Genomic DNA, 15,804 nt, shown 5'->3' on the forward strand with positions numbered 1-15,804 from the left:
CTGAGTACGGCGGGACACGTGAAACCCCGTCGGAATCCGGGAGGACCATCTCCCAAGGCTAAATACTCCCTAGTGACCGATAGTGAACCAGTACCGTGAGGGAAAGGTGAAAAGCACCCCGGAAGGGGAGTGAAATAGATCCTGAAACCGTATGCCTACAAGTAGTCAGAGCCCGTTAACGGGTGATGGCGTGCCTTTTGTAGAATGAACCGGCGAGTTACGATAACGCGCGAGGTTAAGCCGATGAGGCGGAGCCGTAGCGAAAGCGAGTCTGAACAGGGCGTTCAGTGCGTTGTCGTAGACCCGAAACCAGGTGATCTACCCATGTCCAGGATGAAGGTCAGGTAACACTGACTGGAGGTCCGAACCCACGCACGTTGAAAAGTGCGGGGATGAGGTGTGGGTAGCGGTGAAATGCCAATCGAACCTGGAGATAGCTGGTTCTCCCCGAAATAGCTTTAGGGCTAGCCTCGAGGTTGAGAGTTCTGGAGGTAGAGCACTGATTGGACTAGGGGCCCCCACAGGGTTACCGAATTCAGTTAAACTCCGAATGCCAGCAACTTATACTCGGGAGTCAGACTGCGAGTGATAAGATCCGTAGTCAAGAGGGAAACAGCCCAGACCGCCAGCTAAGGTCCCAAAGTGTATGTTAAGTGGAAAAGGATGTGGCGCTGCCTAGACAGCTAGGATGTTGGCTTAGAAGCAGCCACCATTCAAAGAGTGCGTAATAGCTCACTAGTCGAGTGGCGCCGCGCCGAAAATGTAACGGGGCTAAACATACCACCGAAGCTGCGGATTCCGTAAGGAATGGTAGGGGAGCGTTCCAAACCGCTGTGAAGCTGTACCGGAAGGAGCAGTGGAGCGTTTGGAAGTGAGAATGCCGGTGTGAGTAGCGAAAAGAGGGGTGAGAATCCCCTCCGTCGAAAGCCCAAGGTTTCCTGAGGAAGGCTCGTCCGCTCAGGGTTAGTCTGGACCTAAGCCGAGGCCGAAAGGCGTAGGCGATGGATAACAGGTTGATATTCCTGTACCGCCGATCCACCGTTTGAACAATGGGGGGACGCAGGAGGATAGTGACGCATGCGGATGGAAGTGCATGTGCAAGTTTCAAGACCGTCTGATTGGCAAATCCGTCAGGCATCAAAGTCAAGGAACGATGCGGAGTCCCGTAGGGACGTAGGTCACGATTTCACACTGCCAAGAAAAGCCTCTAGTGAGGGGGAAGGCGCCAGTACCGTAAACCGACACAGGTAGGCGAGATGAGAATTCTAAGACGCGCGGGATAACTCTCGTTAAGGAACTCGGCAAAATGGTCCCGTAACTTCGGGAGAAGGGACGCTCTACATGAGTAGAGCCGCAGTGAATAGGCCCAAACGACTGTTTAGCAAAAACACAGGTCTCTGCTAAATCGCAAGATGACGTATAGGGGCTGACGCCTGCCCGGTGCTGGAAGGTTAAGGGGATGGGTTAGCGCAAGCGAAGCTTTGAACCGAAGCCCCAGTAAACGGCGGCCGTAACTATAACGGTCCTAAGGTAGCGAAATTCCTTGTCGGGTAAGTTCCGACCCGCACGAAAGGCGTAACGATTTGGGCACTGTCTCAACGAGAGACCCGGTGAAATCATAGTACCTGTGAAGATGCAGGTTACCCGCGACAGGACGGAAAGACCCCATGGAGCTTTACTACAGCCTGATATTGAGGCTTTGTGCATGATGTACAGGATAGGCGGGAGACGTCGAGCCCGGAGCGCCAGCTTCGGAGGAGTCACCCTTGGGATACCGCCCTTCATGCATAGAGTCTCTAACTCGCAGCCGTAATCCGGCTGGAGGACCGTGTCAGGCGGGTAGTTTGACTGGGGCGGTCGCCTCCTAAACAGTAACGGAGGCGCCCAAAGGTTCCCTCAGAATGGTTGGAAATCATTCGTAGAGCGCAAAGGCAGAAGGGAGCTTGACTGCGAGACCTACAAGTCGAGCAGGGACGAAAGTCGGGCTTAGTGATCCGGTGGTTCCGCATGGAAGGGCCATCGCTCAACGGATAAAAGCTACCCTGGGGATAACAGGCTGATCTCCCCCAAGAGTCCACATCGACGGGGAGGTTTGGCACCTCGATGTCGGCTCATCGCATCCTGGGGCTGGAGTAGGTCCCAAGGGTTGGGCTGTTCGCCCATTAAAGCGGTACGCGAGCTGGGTTCAGAACGTCGTGAGACAGTTCGGTCCCTATCCGTCGTGGGCGCAGGAAATTTGAGGAGAGCTGTCCTTAGTACGAGAGGACCGGGATGGACGCACCGCTGGTGTACCAGTTGTTCCGCCAGGAGCATCGCTGGGTAGCTACGTGCGGACGGGATAAATGCTGAAAGCATCTAAGCATGAAGCCCCCTCCAAGATGAGATTTCCCTTTGAGTAATCAAGAAAGACCCCTCAGAGACGATGAGGTAGATAGGTCACGGGTGGAAGCATGGCGACATGTGGAGCTGAGTGATACTAATCGGTCGAGGCCTTGTTCTAGCAGATGCTTGTTGATGACTTCAGTTTTGAGGGCGCGAGCCCGATCGTCTGGTGACGATAGCCAAGTGGTCACACCCGTTCCCATGCCGAACACGGAAGTTAAGCACTTGAACGCCGAAAGTAGTTGGGGGCTTCCCCCTGTGAGGATAGGACGTTGCCAGGCACTTGACCGATCTGCAAATTGCAGGTCGGTCTTTTTGTGTAATCATTTTAGATGAAAGAGGAGTGTTTTCATGAAACACGAACTTCCTATTGTACATGCGCTTCAGCGTCACTTAGATCGAACGCCGATCTCATGGCATGTTCCTGGCCATAAGAATGGGACACTGACATCTCTTCCAGACTTTTTTAAATGGGATGTTACAGAATTACCGGGTCTAGATGATTTTCATCACCCAGAAGAAGCCATTGCTGATGCGATTGCCTTATTGCGACAGATTTATAATGCACAAGCAAGTCATTTCCTCGTAAATGGCTCGACTGTTGGGAACTGGGCAATGCTTGCCGCTACAGCAGCAAGAGGAGAGCGCGTTTATGTACAGCGTAATTCGCACAAATCTGTTTTTAATGCGTTGGAGTGGCTCGGTATTGAACCAATATTTCTTGAACCTGATATTCATGAAGAAACAGGAATCAGTGGGCATGTTTCACGTGAAACATTAAAGGAAGCGTTTACGAACTATCCAGGAGGAGTCGGCGTGTTTATCACTTCACCGACGTATTACGGAGAAGTGGCTGATATCACGTCGCTGGTCGAGTTAGCGACGTCATTTGGAATTCCATTATTAGTGGATGAAGCACACGGCGCTCATTTTGGGAATGCATTTGGTGTTCGCTCTGCTTTTGAACTAGGCGCAACTGCCGTCGTTCAGTCTGCCCATAAAACACTTCCTGCACTGACAATGGGAGCATGGATGCACGAACGATTTACGGAAGACATGAGAAGAAGGTTAAAGCGCGCGCTACAAGCGTTTCAAACATCGAGTCCTTCTTATTTACTACTTGCCTCATTAGATTACGCACGTTTTTATCGAGAACAGTGGACAGTTGAAATCATGTCAGATATCCGGAGTAGCCACGATGCGTTTGTACAGGAACTTCAACGCTTCGATCATTTGACAGTCACTCGCTTTGACGACTGGTCGCGGATGACATTAACGTATGAGGGATATTCAGGAGACGCTTTGTTACAAGCGTTACGAACGGTCCAGCTCGATGCAGAGTTTGCCCTAGGAGATCATGTCGTCTGTATTTTACCACTTCGTCTTTTATCGAAGTCTGAGCAGGATGACTGGATAAATCGCGTCGAACGAGCTATTCAAAATATGAAATTAGAAGGAATTCCCTCGAAAAGGTATATCGAGCAATCAATTATGGGTAAAATACAGGTATCTGCTTTAGCGTGTTCTTATGAAAAGTTAGAACAAGCAACAGGTACGTTTCGTCATCTGGATGAGTGTATCGGTCACGTTTCACTAGAGACGATTATTCCGTACCCGCCAGGCATCCCGTTGATCGTCAGAGGAGAGTGCATCACGGCGGAACAGGTATTACGTTTACGACATTATCAAACCGTAGCCGTTCATTTGCAAGGGGGCGAACAATTGCAACACGGAGCGTTACGCGTCATAGAGGAAGGGTTTGAAGGATGAAAGGTACGTTCATTACTGTCGAAGGACCGGATGGTGCTGGTAAAACGACACAACTGCAATTGCTTAGTGATGTGTTAAAGGAAAAAGGATATAACGTCATGACAACACGAGAACCAGGTGGCACACGTGTTGGGAACGAAATTCGTTCGTTGATTCTGAACCCTGTTTTTGAAGAGATGACAGAGATGACAGAAATTCTATTGTATGCAGCGTCTCGCGCTCAACATGTCGAAGAACTGATTCGACCAGCGTTAGAAGCCGGAACGATTGTCTTATGCGATCGATTCGTGGATGCATCACTTGCGTATCAAGGATATGGTCTTGGGCACCCGATTGATCTTGTCCGTCAAATCAATGCTTCTGCAACTGGCGGATTAGCGCCAGACCGGACCTATCTATTTGATTTAACTGTCTCGGATTCTAAAAAACGAATGATGGACCGAGGAGCACTTGATCGAATCGAGCAACGAGACGATGCGTTTCGTGCCCGTGTCTATGAAGGCTTTCAACAGATTGCTGCGACTGACTCGGAACGGGTACAAATCGTACAAGCCAATCGATCGATTGAAGCGATTCATCTGGAATTAGTGGAAGATGTCATGACGTATTTAAAAGAAAGGGAGAGATTCTCATGAAAATGGTCATTACGATTGTTCAAGATAAAGATAGCCTACGTTTGGCGGAAGCACTTGTCGAGCATGATTTCCGAGCGACAAAACTGGCGACGACAGGTGGTTTCCTGAAAGAAGGGAATACGACGTTCATGATTGGTGTTCAAAGTGAGCGCCTTGATGATCTCTTACGATTGATTAAAAAGAATTGTTCGAGTCGTGAACAGATGGTATCCCCGATTTCACCAATGGGTGGGCATGCGGATTCTTATATCCCGTACCCTGTTGAAGTCCAAGTCGGTGGGGCGACAGTCTTCGTCTTACCAATCGAAGGGTTTCATCAATTCTGATGCAGACGTTTCATGAACTGGAACAGACACAATCGGTCATTTCGACGATTCTTCAAAATTCGTTACGTAACGATCGAATCAATCACGCTTATATCTTCACCGGAGACTATGAGCCGCTTCTACTCGAAGCGGCTCACTTGTTCGCAAAGAGTCTTTTTTGTGAAGCACCGGTCGATGTAGAACCGTGCGGTGTCTGTCGTAGCTGTCGGCGGATGGAAAGCGGCAACTTGGTCGATTATTATGAAATCGAACCAGATGGCGCGACCATCAAAAAAGAACAAATTCAACAATTGATGCATGATCTCTCACTCCGAGGACTTGAAGGCGATCGTCAGATTTATGTCATTACCCAATCGCATAAGATGACACCTCAGGCAGCGAACAGCTTGCTGAAGTTCTTTGAGGAGCCAGGCGAAGGGAAAGTGGCTTTATTGTTGACGAACCAACCTCAACTCCTGTTGCCGACGATTCGATCGCGGGGACAGTTATTAAGTTTTCGCCCAGCGGATCGTCAAATGATTGGAGCTGTTTTATCTGAGAAAACGGGACGGGACCACGAGTTGACGCAACTGGCGGCTCGTGTCTATCCAAAAGTCGAGGATGCGGAAGAAGCATTGCTTGAAGACTGGTTTGTAAATGCGCGAGCGTCAGTGTTACAATTGATGGAGGAATTAGCGAATCGTCCGGCTGATTTACCGCTGTTCGTACAAGAGAAATGGATGGGACAATTCAAGAACCGTCAGGATGTCCGAATTGGTCTTGAACTCGTCACTTGTTTCTTCGAGGATGTCTTACGTCTGAAACTGAATCCGGCGTGGGAAGGTATGACCTATACGAATAGTAAATCCCAACTTGAACAGATGGGATCCAAGAGCCAGACGACGATCACCCGCTGGTTGCAAGCGGTGCTTGCTGCAGTCCGACGGGTCGAAGCGAATGTTAATCCCCAATTAACAGTTGAGCGTCTCATGTTTGACTTACAGAAAGGGTAGAGCGACATGCTAGAAGTAGTAGGCGTTCGCTTTAAAGAAGCGGGCAAAATTTATTATTTTGCACCTGGACAAGAGTCATTATCACGAGGACAAGCAGTCATCGTTGAGACGGTACGGGGCATTGAATATGGCGAAGTGGTTATCGCCGATAAACAAATGGACGAAGAAGATGTGGTGTTGCCACTGAAATCCATTCTTCGAATTGCTGACGATAAAGATGCAATGATCGTCCGCGAAAATAAAGTCGCAGCGCTTGATGCGCATGCGGTATGTGTCGAAAAAATCCGCGAACATAAACTCGATATGAAATTGGTCGATGTCGAGTACACCTTTGACCGCAATAAGGTCATCTTCTACTTCACGGCAGAAGGACGTGTTGACTTCCGTGAGCTTGTCAAAGATTTAGCGGCTGTCTTCCGGACACGCATCGAACTCCGTCAAATCGGTGTTCGGGATGAAGCGAAGTTACTTGGAGGCATTGGTCCATGTGGTCGTGTCTTATGTTGTTCGTCTTTCCTCGGTGAGTTCGAACCGGTCTCGATCAAGATGGCAAAAGATCAAAATCTCTCATTGAATCCGACGAAGATTTCAGGTGTATGTGGACGTTTGATGTGCTGTCTGAAATACGAGAACGATACGTATGAAGAGATGCGCCGTGACTTGCCGGATTACGGAAAACGTTTGACGGTACCAGAAGGCGAAGGACGCGTCGTTGGATTGAACATTCTCGATCAAGTCGTTCAAATCGAGCTGAAAGATCGTTCCCGCGTCTTAACGTATTCGATGGAAGAACTATTGTCCGTCGGTGCCGTAAAACCAAAACGACCAAAAGAATAACGGGGTGCATACGCGTGGAGAGAGTCGATAAAAAAGAAATCATTACGCGTGTCGATGCGATTGAGCAACAGATTCATTTGCTGACTGAGCATCTGAGCGTGTTAAAAGATCAGCTAGCTTACATGATGGAAGAAAACCAACACCTGTATCTGGAGAATCATCATCTTCGGGAAAAAGTCGAACGTGATGAACAACAGCCGGTCACGGAAGCCGAAGAAGCGGAAGCCGGCGTCGGCGCAGGCTACGATAATCTCGGACGCTTGTATCAGGAAGGATTCCACATCTGTAACTTGCATTATGGACAAGTACGAAAAGACGGCGATTGCCTCTTCTGCTTATCCATGCTAACGAAACATTGAGAGGCTGACTTCTACATGAGTCAGTCTTTTTTTCGGAAAGGAAGGCATTACATGTTTGAACTATTACCAGACGAACGACTCGATTATCTCTTAGGGCAAGAGGGAAAAATCATTCAAAGTCCATCCGTCTTTTCCTATTCACTCGATGCGGCACTGCTTGCACGGTTTGCATGGGTTCCCATTCAACAGGGACGGATTGCTGATCTCTGTTCTGGAAACGGTGCGATCCCACTCTTTTTGTCTTACCGGACGAAAGGACAGATCACAGGTCTTGAGATTCAACCGCGACTAGCGGAGATGGCACGTCGTAGCATCCACTTGAATGAACTGAACGACCAGATCGAGATGATCGAAGGCGACGTGAAAGAAGCTGGAGCGCGTCTTGGATATGGCATCTATGACGCGGTCACTTGCAACCCGCCTTATTTTTTAGCAAATGAGACATCGAACCAAAATCAGAGTGAACATTATACGATTGCAAGGCACGAAGTCTTATGTACACTCGAAGACTGTATTCGTGGTGCTGCTGATCTATTGAAGCAAGGCGGGAAAGCAGCGTTCGTTCATCGTCCGGAACGATTGCTCGATATCGTTACCTTGATGCGGACGTATCGTCTTGAACCGAAGCGGATGCAATTGATTTATCCAAAAGCAGGTAAGGAAGCGAACATGTTGTTGATCGAAGGAATCAAGGATGCAAAGCCTGGGCTGAAGGTCCTCCCACCCTTCATCGTCTATGAAGCGGATAATTCGTATGCGGCACAGATGAAGGAACTGTTCGATGTCTGAGCATGCGGTCTATATCGTCCGTTGCCGAGATGATACGTACTATACAGGTTACGCAGTGGACGTCACGCAGCGAGTTGCGACGCATAACGCAGGCAAGGGTGCAAAATATACGCGTGCCCGTCTGCCGGTCGTCCTCGTTCATCAGGAGGCATTCGCGACGAAGTCAGAGGCAATGAAGCGGGAATATGCGATTAAACAATTAACGCGTTCACAAAAAGAACGGCTGATTCAAGGAGGAAGCTCATGAAAGCGACGAGCAGCTATCAACAGCAAGGAACAGGACTCTATATCGTCCCGACACCAATCGGTAATTTAGAAGACATGACGTACCGGGCCGTCCGAATCTTGCAGGAATCGGATATCGTCGCAGCAGAAGATACACGCCAGACGATGAAACTATTTCGGCATTTTTCAATTGAGACGAAACTCGTTAGTTACCATGAACATAATAAACAAACGAGCGGCGAACGACTGCTTGCTGACTTGCAGTCAGGAAAACAAATCGCCCTCGTTTCAGACGCCGGCATGCCCGGTATCTCGGACCCGGGAAGTGATTTGATTCGTCAAGCGATTGCAGCTGACATTCCTGTCATCGTTCTGCCGGGTGCAAACGCTGCGTTAACAGCGCTTGTTGCGTCGGGTCTATCGACAGAACGCTTTTTGTATTACGGCTTTTTACCACGGAAGAAAAAAGAGCGGCGTGAAGAGTTGGAGCAAGTGAAATACGAGAAAGGAACACTCGTCTTTTATGAAGCACCGCATCGATTGAAAGAGATGTTGCAAGGAATCGAAGAAGTGCTTGGTGATCGCCACGTGACATTGGCTCGGGAATTAACGAAACGGTACGAAGAATACATTCGTGGAAGTGTGAGTGAATTACGCACTTGGGCAGCAGAAGACGTTCGGGGCGAGTTCGTCGTTCTCGTTGAAGGATCAAACGAAGATCGACCGGATGCGGTCATCCAAGAGAGTGATCCACTCGAGCAAATCCGCCGATATATCGAAGAAGGCGAAAAGCCGAATGCGGCGTTGAAGCGTGTGGCGAAGGAACGCGGACTGGATCGTCAGGAATTGTACCTCGCGTTTCACGAAGCAGATTAAAAAAAGGAAGCCCCGTCAGGAGCTTCCTTCGTTGTTTATTCGTTGCTTGCGTAGTGACGATCGAGGAAATCTTTTAATTCAACGAGAACGCGTTGTGCGCCATCTGGTGAAAGAATCAATTTACCATCAGCCAATTTGAAGTTATCTTCTGATACTTCACCTGTAACTTGGCAAGTCATGTTTGGTTTATATTTTTTAAGGATGATTTGTTCGTTATCGACATAGATCTCGAGAGCATCCTTTTCTGCGATTTGAAGTGTACGGCGCAATTCGATTGGAATTACGACACGACCGAGCTCGTCTACTTTACGTACAATACCTGTTGATTTCATTTTGTTGTTCCTCCTTTGATGTCATGGATCTCTTTTTCTTTTGAAAAATCGTCAAAATTCGACATCGTTTCTATAGAATGTAGAATACTAGACTTTCCAAAAGTAGTCAACCAATCTGAATAGCTTGAAATCAAAATGTCATTTATTTCTCAAAAACACCATATTTGAAACGATTTATTAATACATTTTCCCTTTTTAAAGGAAATGAAACTATAGAGTGTGTTTTTCTGTAATTTGATGTCTGATGTCAAAAAATGTTTTGATTCGACAAAATACGAGTTTCGACATCAGTCCCGTAACAGCGTATAATAGCCTATAATGAAGATGGAAATCAGAGAACGGAGGAATAACATGGCAAAGACATTTTACATCACGACCCCGATTTATTATCCAAGTGCAAAACTACATATCGGTCACGCGTACACGACGGTGGCTGGAGATGCGATGGCACGGTACAAACGACTTCAAGGATTTGACGTCCGATATTTGACAGGTAGCGATGAGCACGGTCAAAAAATCCAGGAAAAAGCAGCGGAAGCGGGCATCTCGGAACAGGCATTCGTCGATGGTGTCGTTGAGCAGATTAAAGTCTTATGGGATCGTCTCGACATCTCGTACGATGATTATATCCGCACGACAGAACCACGCCACAAGAAAGTCGTCGAAAAAGTCTTTGAGACACTCCTTGAATCAGGCGATATCTATCTCGGTGAATACGAAGGTTGGTACTCGATTCCGGATGAGACGTACTATACGGAATCACAACTCGTCGACGGAAAGAGCCCTGACAGTGGACACCCGGTCGAACTCGTTCGCGAAGAATGTTACTTCTTCCGGATCAGTAAATACGCGGACCGTTTGCTTGAGTACTTCGAAGCGAATCCGTCGTTCATCTTACCGGAATCACGTAAACACGAAATGATCAATAACTTCATTAAACCAGGTCTGCAAGACTTAGCAGTCTCACGGACGACATTCAACTGGGGTGTACAAGTCCCGTCGAATCCAAAACACGTCGTCTACGTCTGGATCGATGCGTTGACGAACTACATCTCTTCACTTGGTTACGGGACGGATGATCACGGTAACTTCGATAAGTACTGGCCAGCAGATGTTCATCTCGTCGGAAAAGAAATCGTTCGTTTCCACACGATCATCTGGCCGGCACTCTTGATGGCGCTTGACCTCCCGTTACCGAAGAAAGTCTTCGCGCACGGTTGGTTGTTAATGAAAGATGGAAAAATGTCGAAATCAAAAGGGAACGTCGTCGATCCGATTCCATTGACGGATCGTTATGGTCTTGATGCGCTTCGTTATTACCTGTTACGGGAAGTGCCATTTGGTTCGGACGGTATGTTCACACCAGAAGCCTTCGTTGAGCGGATGAACTACGATTTAGCGAACGATCTTGGGAACTTACTCAATCGGACAATCGCGATGGTCACGAAATACTTTGACGGTGAGATCCCCGCTTATACAGGCAACGTGACACCGTTTGATGCGACGCTCTCGGATCTTGCGAAAGAAACGGTCACGAAAGTCGAAGCATCGATGGAACATATGGAATTCTCTGTCGTTCTGTCGAACATTTGGCAATTAATCAGCCGAGCAAACAAATATATCGATGAGACACAACCGTGGGTTCTTGCAAAAGACGAAACAAAAACGGTCGAACTCGGTTCGGTCATGGTGCATCTCGTCGGCGTCTTACGTCACGTCGCAATCATGTTGCAACCGTTCATGACGCGTTCGCCAAAAGAGATCTTTACGCAACTCGGTCTCTCAGGGCAAGCAATGGACTGGGCAGCTCTCGAGAAGTTCGCAGATATTACACCGGGAACAAAAGTCGGTACAGCTACACCGATTTTCCCGCGTCTTGACGTCAAAGAAGAAGTTGAAGCGATCGTCGATATGATGCGTCAAGCTTCTGCTGCGCGTGTCGAGGAAGAGGAAGTCGAAGAGGCGGATGAAGACGTTCGTCCGGAAACGACGATCGATGTCTTCGACCAAATCGAATTACGCGTCGGTGAAGTCGTGACGGCTGAAAAAATCAAGAAGGCAAAAAAACTATTGAAGTTACAAGTCGATATGGGTAAAGAAACACGCCAAATCGTCTCAGGTATCGCGCAGTGGTATGAGCCGGAAGATTTAGTCGGACGTAAGGTCATCGTCGTGGCAAACTTAAAACCGGTCACATTACGTGGCGAACTCTCACAAGGAATGGTCCTTGCTGCTGAAAAGGCAGGAAAACTTGAACTGGCGACGGTTCCATCAACGATGGCAAACGGCGCAAGCGTAAAATAAAACCGATGCCTGTGGACTTCATGTCACAGGCATTTTTTTAAAGAAGGAGTCGAACAGCTATGTTAATCGATACACACACTCATTTAAATGCAGACCAATTTGCAGATGATGTCCATGAGACAATCGAGCGAGCACGCGCGAACGGTGTTTCACCGATGATCGTCGTCGGATTCGACCATAAGACGATTGATCGTGCGATGGAACTCGTCGAAGCGTATGACGATCTTTATGCAGTCATCGGTTGGCATCCCGTCGATTCGATTGACTTTGATGAGGAAGCCTATCAAAAGGTCGAACGGTTGATGGACCATGAAAAAGTCGTCGCGCTTGGAGAAATCGGTCTCGATTATCACTGGGATACGTCGCCGAAGGATGTACAGCAAGAAGCTTTCCGGAAGCAAATTCGTCTGGCGAAGCAGAAAAAGAAGCCGATCGTCATCCATAACCGAGAAGCGACAGAAGATACGCTACGGATTCTTGAAGAAGAAGATGCAAAAGAAGTCGGGGGAATCTTGCATAGCTATAGCATGAGTGCTGAATTATTACCGCGTTGTCTAGCGATGAACTTCTACATTTCACTCGGAGGTCCCGTTACGTTCAAGAATGCGAAGATGCCGAAACGTGTTGCGCAGGAAGTCCCACTCGAGCGTCTACTCGTTGAGACGGATTGTCCGTATCTGACACCGACACCGCACCGCGGAAAACGCAACGAACCGGCTTACGTCCGGTTCGTCGCTGAAGAGATTGCCCAACTACGCGGCATGATGTACGCCGACGTCGAAGCAGCAACGACTGAAAACGCAAAACGAGTCTTCCGTCTGCCATGATGCGTTCTCTGACGTTCATTACGATTGGATGTAGCTTGTTACTTGCTGCTGCACTCGTCTATGGTATGATGGATCATCCGCAAACCGTGACTGTCTTGATTGATGGGCGAGAACAGCAAATTGAAACGACAGCCGATTCCGTCTATGGAGCACTCGAAGAAGCTGGCATTACGACGCGGGACAATGATGTGATTGAACCGGCGCTTAGTGCCGATTTGCCAGAAAAACGACTGATCGTCATTCAGCGGGCAAAAGAAATCACACTGATTATGGGATACGGTGAATCACGTCGCGTTCGGACGCAAGCACGCCAAGTGAAGGATTTGCTTGCAGAACGAGGCATCAAGAAAGCAGATACCGATGATATCTATCCGTCATCTGACGCTGTCTTGACGAACGGAATGACAGTTCGGTACCGGGAAGCGTTTCCCGTTGATCTCGTCGTCGGTGGAAAAGCACGACAAATCTACACGTATGAGACGTCAGTCCGGGAATTATTAGCACGGGAAGGCGTTCGACTCGAGAAAGAAGACCGAGTTGCACCGGATCCGGACACTCGTGTAACAGAAGGAACGATGATCACAGTCAATACGACCCGACGTGCGACATTGACTCAGGATCAGCTTGTCCCGTTTGAAATTGAAGAGGTGGAGGATCCGACTTTACCGGAAGGCGAGCAACTAGTGACGACATCAGGTCGTCCAGGTGTCCGAACGAAAAAATATCAGTTGACGCTCGCTGACGGTCTCAGCAAAGAGAAAAAACTGATTGGTGATCAAGTGACGCAGACACCCGTCAAACAAGTCGTCAAAGTGGGGACAAAACCGGTCGAAACGCCTGTCGAAGCACCTGTCTTTAACGAAGAGCAGGCGACGAACCCACTAACTGAAACACCAAAAGCGGATGCGGACCTTGATTTTTCAAGTGCAAAGAGTTTGATGGTTGAAGCGACGGCGTATACGAACGACCCGGCTTCAAACGGTAGTCGTTTATACGATGGTCGGGCGTTGACGGCGACTGGTTATGACGTGACGGATACGATTACGTATCAAGGAATGCCGATCATCGCGGTTGATCCGAAAGTCATTCCGCTTGGAACGAAGGTCTACGTCGAAGGAGTGGGACTCGCGATTGCCCTTGATACCGGTGGCGCCATCAAAGGCAATAAGATTGATGTCTTAGTCGATGGCGAACAAACAGCGAAGACGTTTGGTCGAAAACAACTACAAGTCTGGGTCATTCCTAGTGCAACGGAAGCGGACACGTGACGCTTCCTTGTTTTTTTCGTGGAAACAGGTACAATTACGAGAGTGTTTGAAGAAGGTGGAGAGATCATGCGGAAACGCTTAAAAGAAGTCATCGTCGTCGAAGGACGAGATGATACGACACGATTACAAGAAGTCTTCGATGTCGATACAATTGAAACGAACGGCTCAGCCGTTAATGAACAGACGATGCAACGAATTGAGAAGGCGCTCGAACGACGTGGTGTCATCATCTTTACGGATCCTGATTTTCCTGGGGACCGAATTCGTGCACGGATCAATGAACGGGTTCCTGGCTGTAAGCATGCCTATCTCCCTCGTGCCCAAGCAAAGGATAAAAGAGGGAAAATCGGTGTTGAACATGCCTCACCTGTAGCAATCGAAGAGGCACTTGCCGCTGTCTATGAGACGGAAGAAGCACCAATTGCAGAAGTGACACGTGAGATGATCTTAGCAGCTGACTTGATTGGTGGACCAGCAGCGTCGATCCGTCGTCGTCGTCTCGGTCAGATTCTTGCAATTGGTGAACCGAATGCGAAACAACTCGTGAAGCGCGTCGCATCAATCCGGATTACGCGCGCAGAATGGGAAGCAGCGTTGAAACAACTAGAGGAGGAAGAAGTTTGAAAGACATTGCTACATTGCACCGGACCAAGGAAATTTTAGCGAAACATGGCTTTTCGTTTAAAAAATCGTTAGGTCAAAACTTTTTAATCGATTTAAATGTATTAGGAAATATTGTTGGGGCAGCTGGATTAACACCTGATAGCGGCGTACTCGAAATCGGACCGGGAATTGGCTCTTTGACGGAGCAATCGGCGAAACAGGCGAAAAAAGTCGTCGCTCTTGAAATCGATCAGCGGTTGCTACCGATTCTCGACGATACGCTTTCACCGTATCCCCATACGAAGGTCATTCATGGTGATGCACTTGAACTCGATCTTTCGACGATCGTTGCTGAAGAGTTCACGCAAGAAGGGATTACAGACATTGCAGTTGTCGCTAACCTTCCATACTACGTTACGACACCAATCATTATGCGGATTCTTGAAGCGAAAGCACCGTTTCGGACGCTCGTCATGATGATTCAAAAGGAAGTCGCTGAACGGATTGGGGCAAAACCTGGAACGAAAGCATACGGTTCGTTATCGATTGCCATCCAGTATTATGCGGAAGCTGAAGTCTGCTTTACGGTTCCAAAACAAGTCTTCATTCCAGCACCAAATGTCGACTCGGCTGTCATCCGTTTGAACATTCGAAAAGAGCCAGCGGTACAGACACAAGATGAGGCTCTCTTCTTTGAGATCGTCCGAGCAAGTTTTGCACAACGTCGGAAAACGATTTTGAACAATTTGACGACGCACTTCGGGAAGACGGAAAAAGCGGCTGTCGAAGCAGCATTACTAGAAGCTGGAATTGAACCACGTCGTCGCGGAGAAACGCTCAGCCTGCAGGAATTCGCACAGTTAGCGGATGCACTTTTGCCAATTAAAAAACGTTGACGGATACGATTAGAACAGATATAATATTTCCCCTTTCTAATATTTATTTAATATGCTATAATAAATATTAGTGAGGTGAAGCGTATGCCAAAGACGTTGAACGAAATCAGACATGTTTTCGAAACACATGTTGGTGAAAGACTGACGCTAAAAGCAAGCGGCGGTCGTAAAAAGGTCGTAACCCGAATCGGAACGCTCGTTGAGACGTATCCTTCGGTGTTTGTAGTCAAGCTAGACGCAGAGCGCCACAATGTCGAGCGAGTTTCTTATAGCTACGCCGACGTGCTAACAGACTCCGTACAAATCGAATTTGCGAATTCGTAAACTTACCTTCCGAAGCGGACAAAATGTTCGCTTCTTTTTTTGTGGAAAGGTTGATACAA

At 48.2% G+C, this 15,804-nt stretch carries 16 protein-coding genes and 2 rRNA genes (1 of these 18 only partly in view); 17 read left to right on the top strand and 1 reads right to left on the bottom strand.

Translation table 11 applies throughout. The features are described from left to right. The 11 genes from K6T22_RS00225 to rsmI all read left to right on the top strand — a co-directional run. A 23S ribosomal RNA gene (locus K6T22_RS00225) occupies nucleotides 1-2,500 on the top strand; it begins 414 nt to the left of the window's first position. A gap of 47 nt (nucleotides 2,501-2,547) precedes the next feature. Continuing rightward, nucleotides 2,548-2,663, top strand: a 5S ribosomal RNA gene (gene rrf / locus K6T22_RS00230). A gap of 70 nt (nucleotides 2,664-2,733) precedes the next feature. Further along, on the top strand, nucleotides 2,734-4,152 hold the full coding sequence (locus K6T22_RS00235; protein ID WP_238238349.1) for an aminotransferase class I/II-fold pyridoxal phosphate-dependent enzyme: 1,419 nt from the start codon (nucleotides 2,734-2,736) through the stop codon (nucleotides 4,150-4,152). Next, nucleotides 4,149-4,787: a dTMP kinase gene (gene tmk, locus K6T22_RS00240; RefSeq protein ID WP_238238350.1), complete on the top strand. Its 639-nt coding sequence runs from the start codon at nucleotides 4,149-4,151 to the stop codon at nucleotides 4,785-4,787. Before K6T22_RS00235 ends, tmk begins: the two co-directional genes overlap by 4 nt. Next, entirely contained in the window at nucleotides 4,784-5,113 is a 330-nt protein-coding gene (locus tag K6T22_RS00245; RefSeq protein WP_023466519.1) for a cyclic di-AMP receptor DarA, read from the top strand. Before tmk ends, K6T22_RS00245 begins: the two co-directional genes overlap by 4 nt. After that, nucleotides 5,113-6,105, top strand: a complete 993-nt coding sequence (locus K6T22_RS00250; protein ID WP_238238352.1) for a DNA polymerase III subunit delta' — start codon at nucleotides 5,113-5,115, stop codon at nucleotides 6,103-6,105. The genes K6T22_RS00245 and K6T22_RS00250 overlap by 1 nt, the downstream gene beginning before the upstream one ends. A gap of 6 nt (nucleotides 6,106-6,111) precedes the next feature. Further along, the gene (locus tag K6T22_RS00255; protein ID WP_029343044.1) at nucleotides 6,112-6,942 is read left to right on the top strand and encodes a PSP1 domain-containing protein; all 831 of its coding nucleotides are present in this window, start codon (nucleotides 6,112-6,114) and stop codon (nucleotides 6,940-6,942) included. Nucleotides 6,943-6,950: 8 nt separating this feature from the next. Next, nucleotides 6,951-7,301: a DNA replication initiation control protein YabA gene (gene yabA / locus K6T22_RS00260; protein ID WP_119182633.1), complete on the top strand. Its 351-nt coding sequence runs from the start codon at nucleotides 6,951-6,953 to the stop codon at nucleotides 7,299-7,301. A gap of 51 nt (nucleotides 7,302-7,352) precedes the next feature. Continuing rightward, nucleotides 7,353-8,090 (top strand): tRNA1(Val) (adenine(37)-N6)-methyltransferase, encoded by a 738-nt coding sequence (locus K6T22_RS00265; protein ID WP_053454579.1) that lies wholly within the window; start codon nucleotides 7,353-7,355, stop codon nucleotides 8,088-8,090. Next, nucleotides 8,083-8,337, top strand: a complete 255-nt coding sequence (locus K6T22_RS00270; RefSeq protein ID WP_238238353.1) for a GIY-YIG nuclease family protein — start codon at nucleotides 8,083-8,085, stop codon at nucleotides 8,335-8,337. The genes K6T22_RS00265 and K6T22_RS00270 overlap by 8 nt, the downstream gene beginning before the upstream one ends. Next, nucleotides 8,334-9,191 carry a 16S rRNA (cytidine(1402)-2'-O)-methyltransferase gene (gene rsmI / locus K6T22_RS00275; RefSeq protein WP_238238354.1) on the top strand — a complete coding sequence of 286 codons (858 nt, stop codon included), beginning with the start codon at nucleotides 8,334-8,336 and terminating at the stop codon, nucleotides 9,189-9,191. The genes K6T22_RS00270 and rsmI overlap by 4 nt, the downstream gene beginning before the upstream one ends. A gap of 35 nt (nucleotides 9,192-9,226) precedes the next feature. On the opposite strand, the gene K6T22_RS00280 is transcribed toward rsmI, so the two are convergent. Further along, entirely contained in the window at nucleotides 9,227-9,523 is a 297-nt protein-coding gene (locus K6T22_RS00280) for a transition state genes transcriptional regulator AbrB (protein WP_023466531.1), read from the bottom strand. Between the two features lie 324 nt (nucleotides 9,524-9,847). Between K6T22_RS00280 and metG the strand changes: the two genes are divergently transcribed. The 6 genes from metG (at nucleotide 9,848) to K6T22_RS00315 (ending at nucleotide 15,745) form a co-directional block, all read left to right on the top strand. After that, a complete protein-coding gene (gene metG, locus K6T22_RS00285; protein ID WP_283205692.1) occupies nucleotides 9,848-11,827 on the top strand; it encodes a methionine--tRNA ligase in 1,980 nt (659 codons plus the stop codon). 59 nt (nucleotides 11,828-11,886) lie between these two features. Continuing rightward, nucleotides 11,887-12,654 carry a TatD family hydrolase gene (locus K6T22_RS00290; protein WP_238238356.1) on the top strand — a complete coding sequence of 256 codons (768 nt, stop codon included), beginning with the start codon at nucleotides 11,887-11,889 and terminating at the stop codon, nucleotides 12,652-12,654. Continuing rightward, complete coding sequence (locus tag K6T22_RS17280; protein WP_283205693.1) at nucleotides 12,651-13,922, top strand: 3D domain-containing protein; 1,272 nt, start codon at nucleotides 12,651-12,653, stop codon at nucleotides 13,920-13,922. The genes K6T22_RS00290 and K6T22_RS17280 overlap by 4 nt, the downstream gene beginning before the upstream one ends. 66 nt (nucleotides 13,923-13,988) lie before the next feature. Continuing rightward, nucleotides 13,989-14,546, top strand: coding sequence for a ribonuclease M5 (gene rnmV, locus K6T22_RS00305; protein ID WP_238238358.1), 558 nt, complete (start codon nucleotides 13,989-13,991; stop codon nucleotides 14,544-14,546). Further along, nucleotides 14,543-15,421 carry a 16S rRNA (adenine(1518)-N(6)/adenine(1519)-N(6))-dimethyltransferase RsmA gene (gene rsmA / locus K6T22_RS00310; protein WP_238238359.1) on the top strand — a complete coding sequence of 293 codons (879 nt, stop codon included), beginning with the start codon at nucleotides 14,543-14,545 and terminating at the stop codon, nucleotides 15,419-15,421. The genes rnmV and rsmA overlap by 4 nt, the downstream gene beginning before the upstream one ends. A gap of 84 nt (nucleotides 15,422-15,505) precedes the next feature. Next, entirely contained in the window at nucleotides 15,506-15,745 is a 240-nt protein-coding gene (locus tag K6T22_RS00315) for a Veg family protein (RefSeq protein WP_012368950.1), read from the top strand. The last annotated feature ends 59 nt before the right edge of the window (nucleotides 15,746-15,804 follow it).

The sequence above is a fragment of the Exiguobacterium acetylicum genome (genome assembly GCF_022170825.1).
Classification (GTDB): domain Bacteria; phylum Bacillota; class Bacilli; order Exiguobacteriales; family Exiguobacteriaceae; genus Exiguobacterium_A; species Exiguobacterium_A acetylicum_B.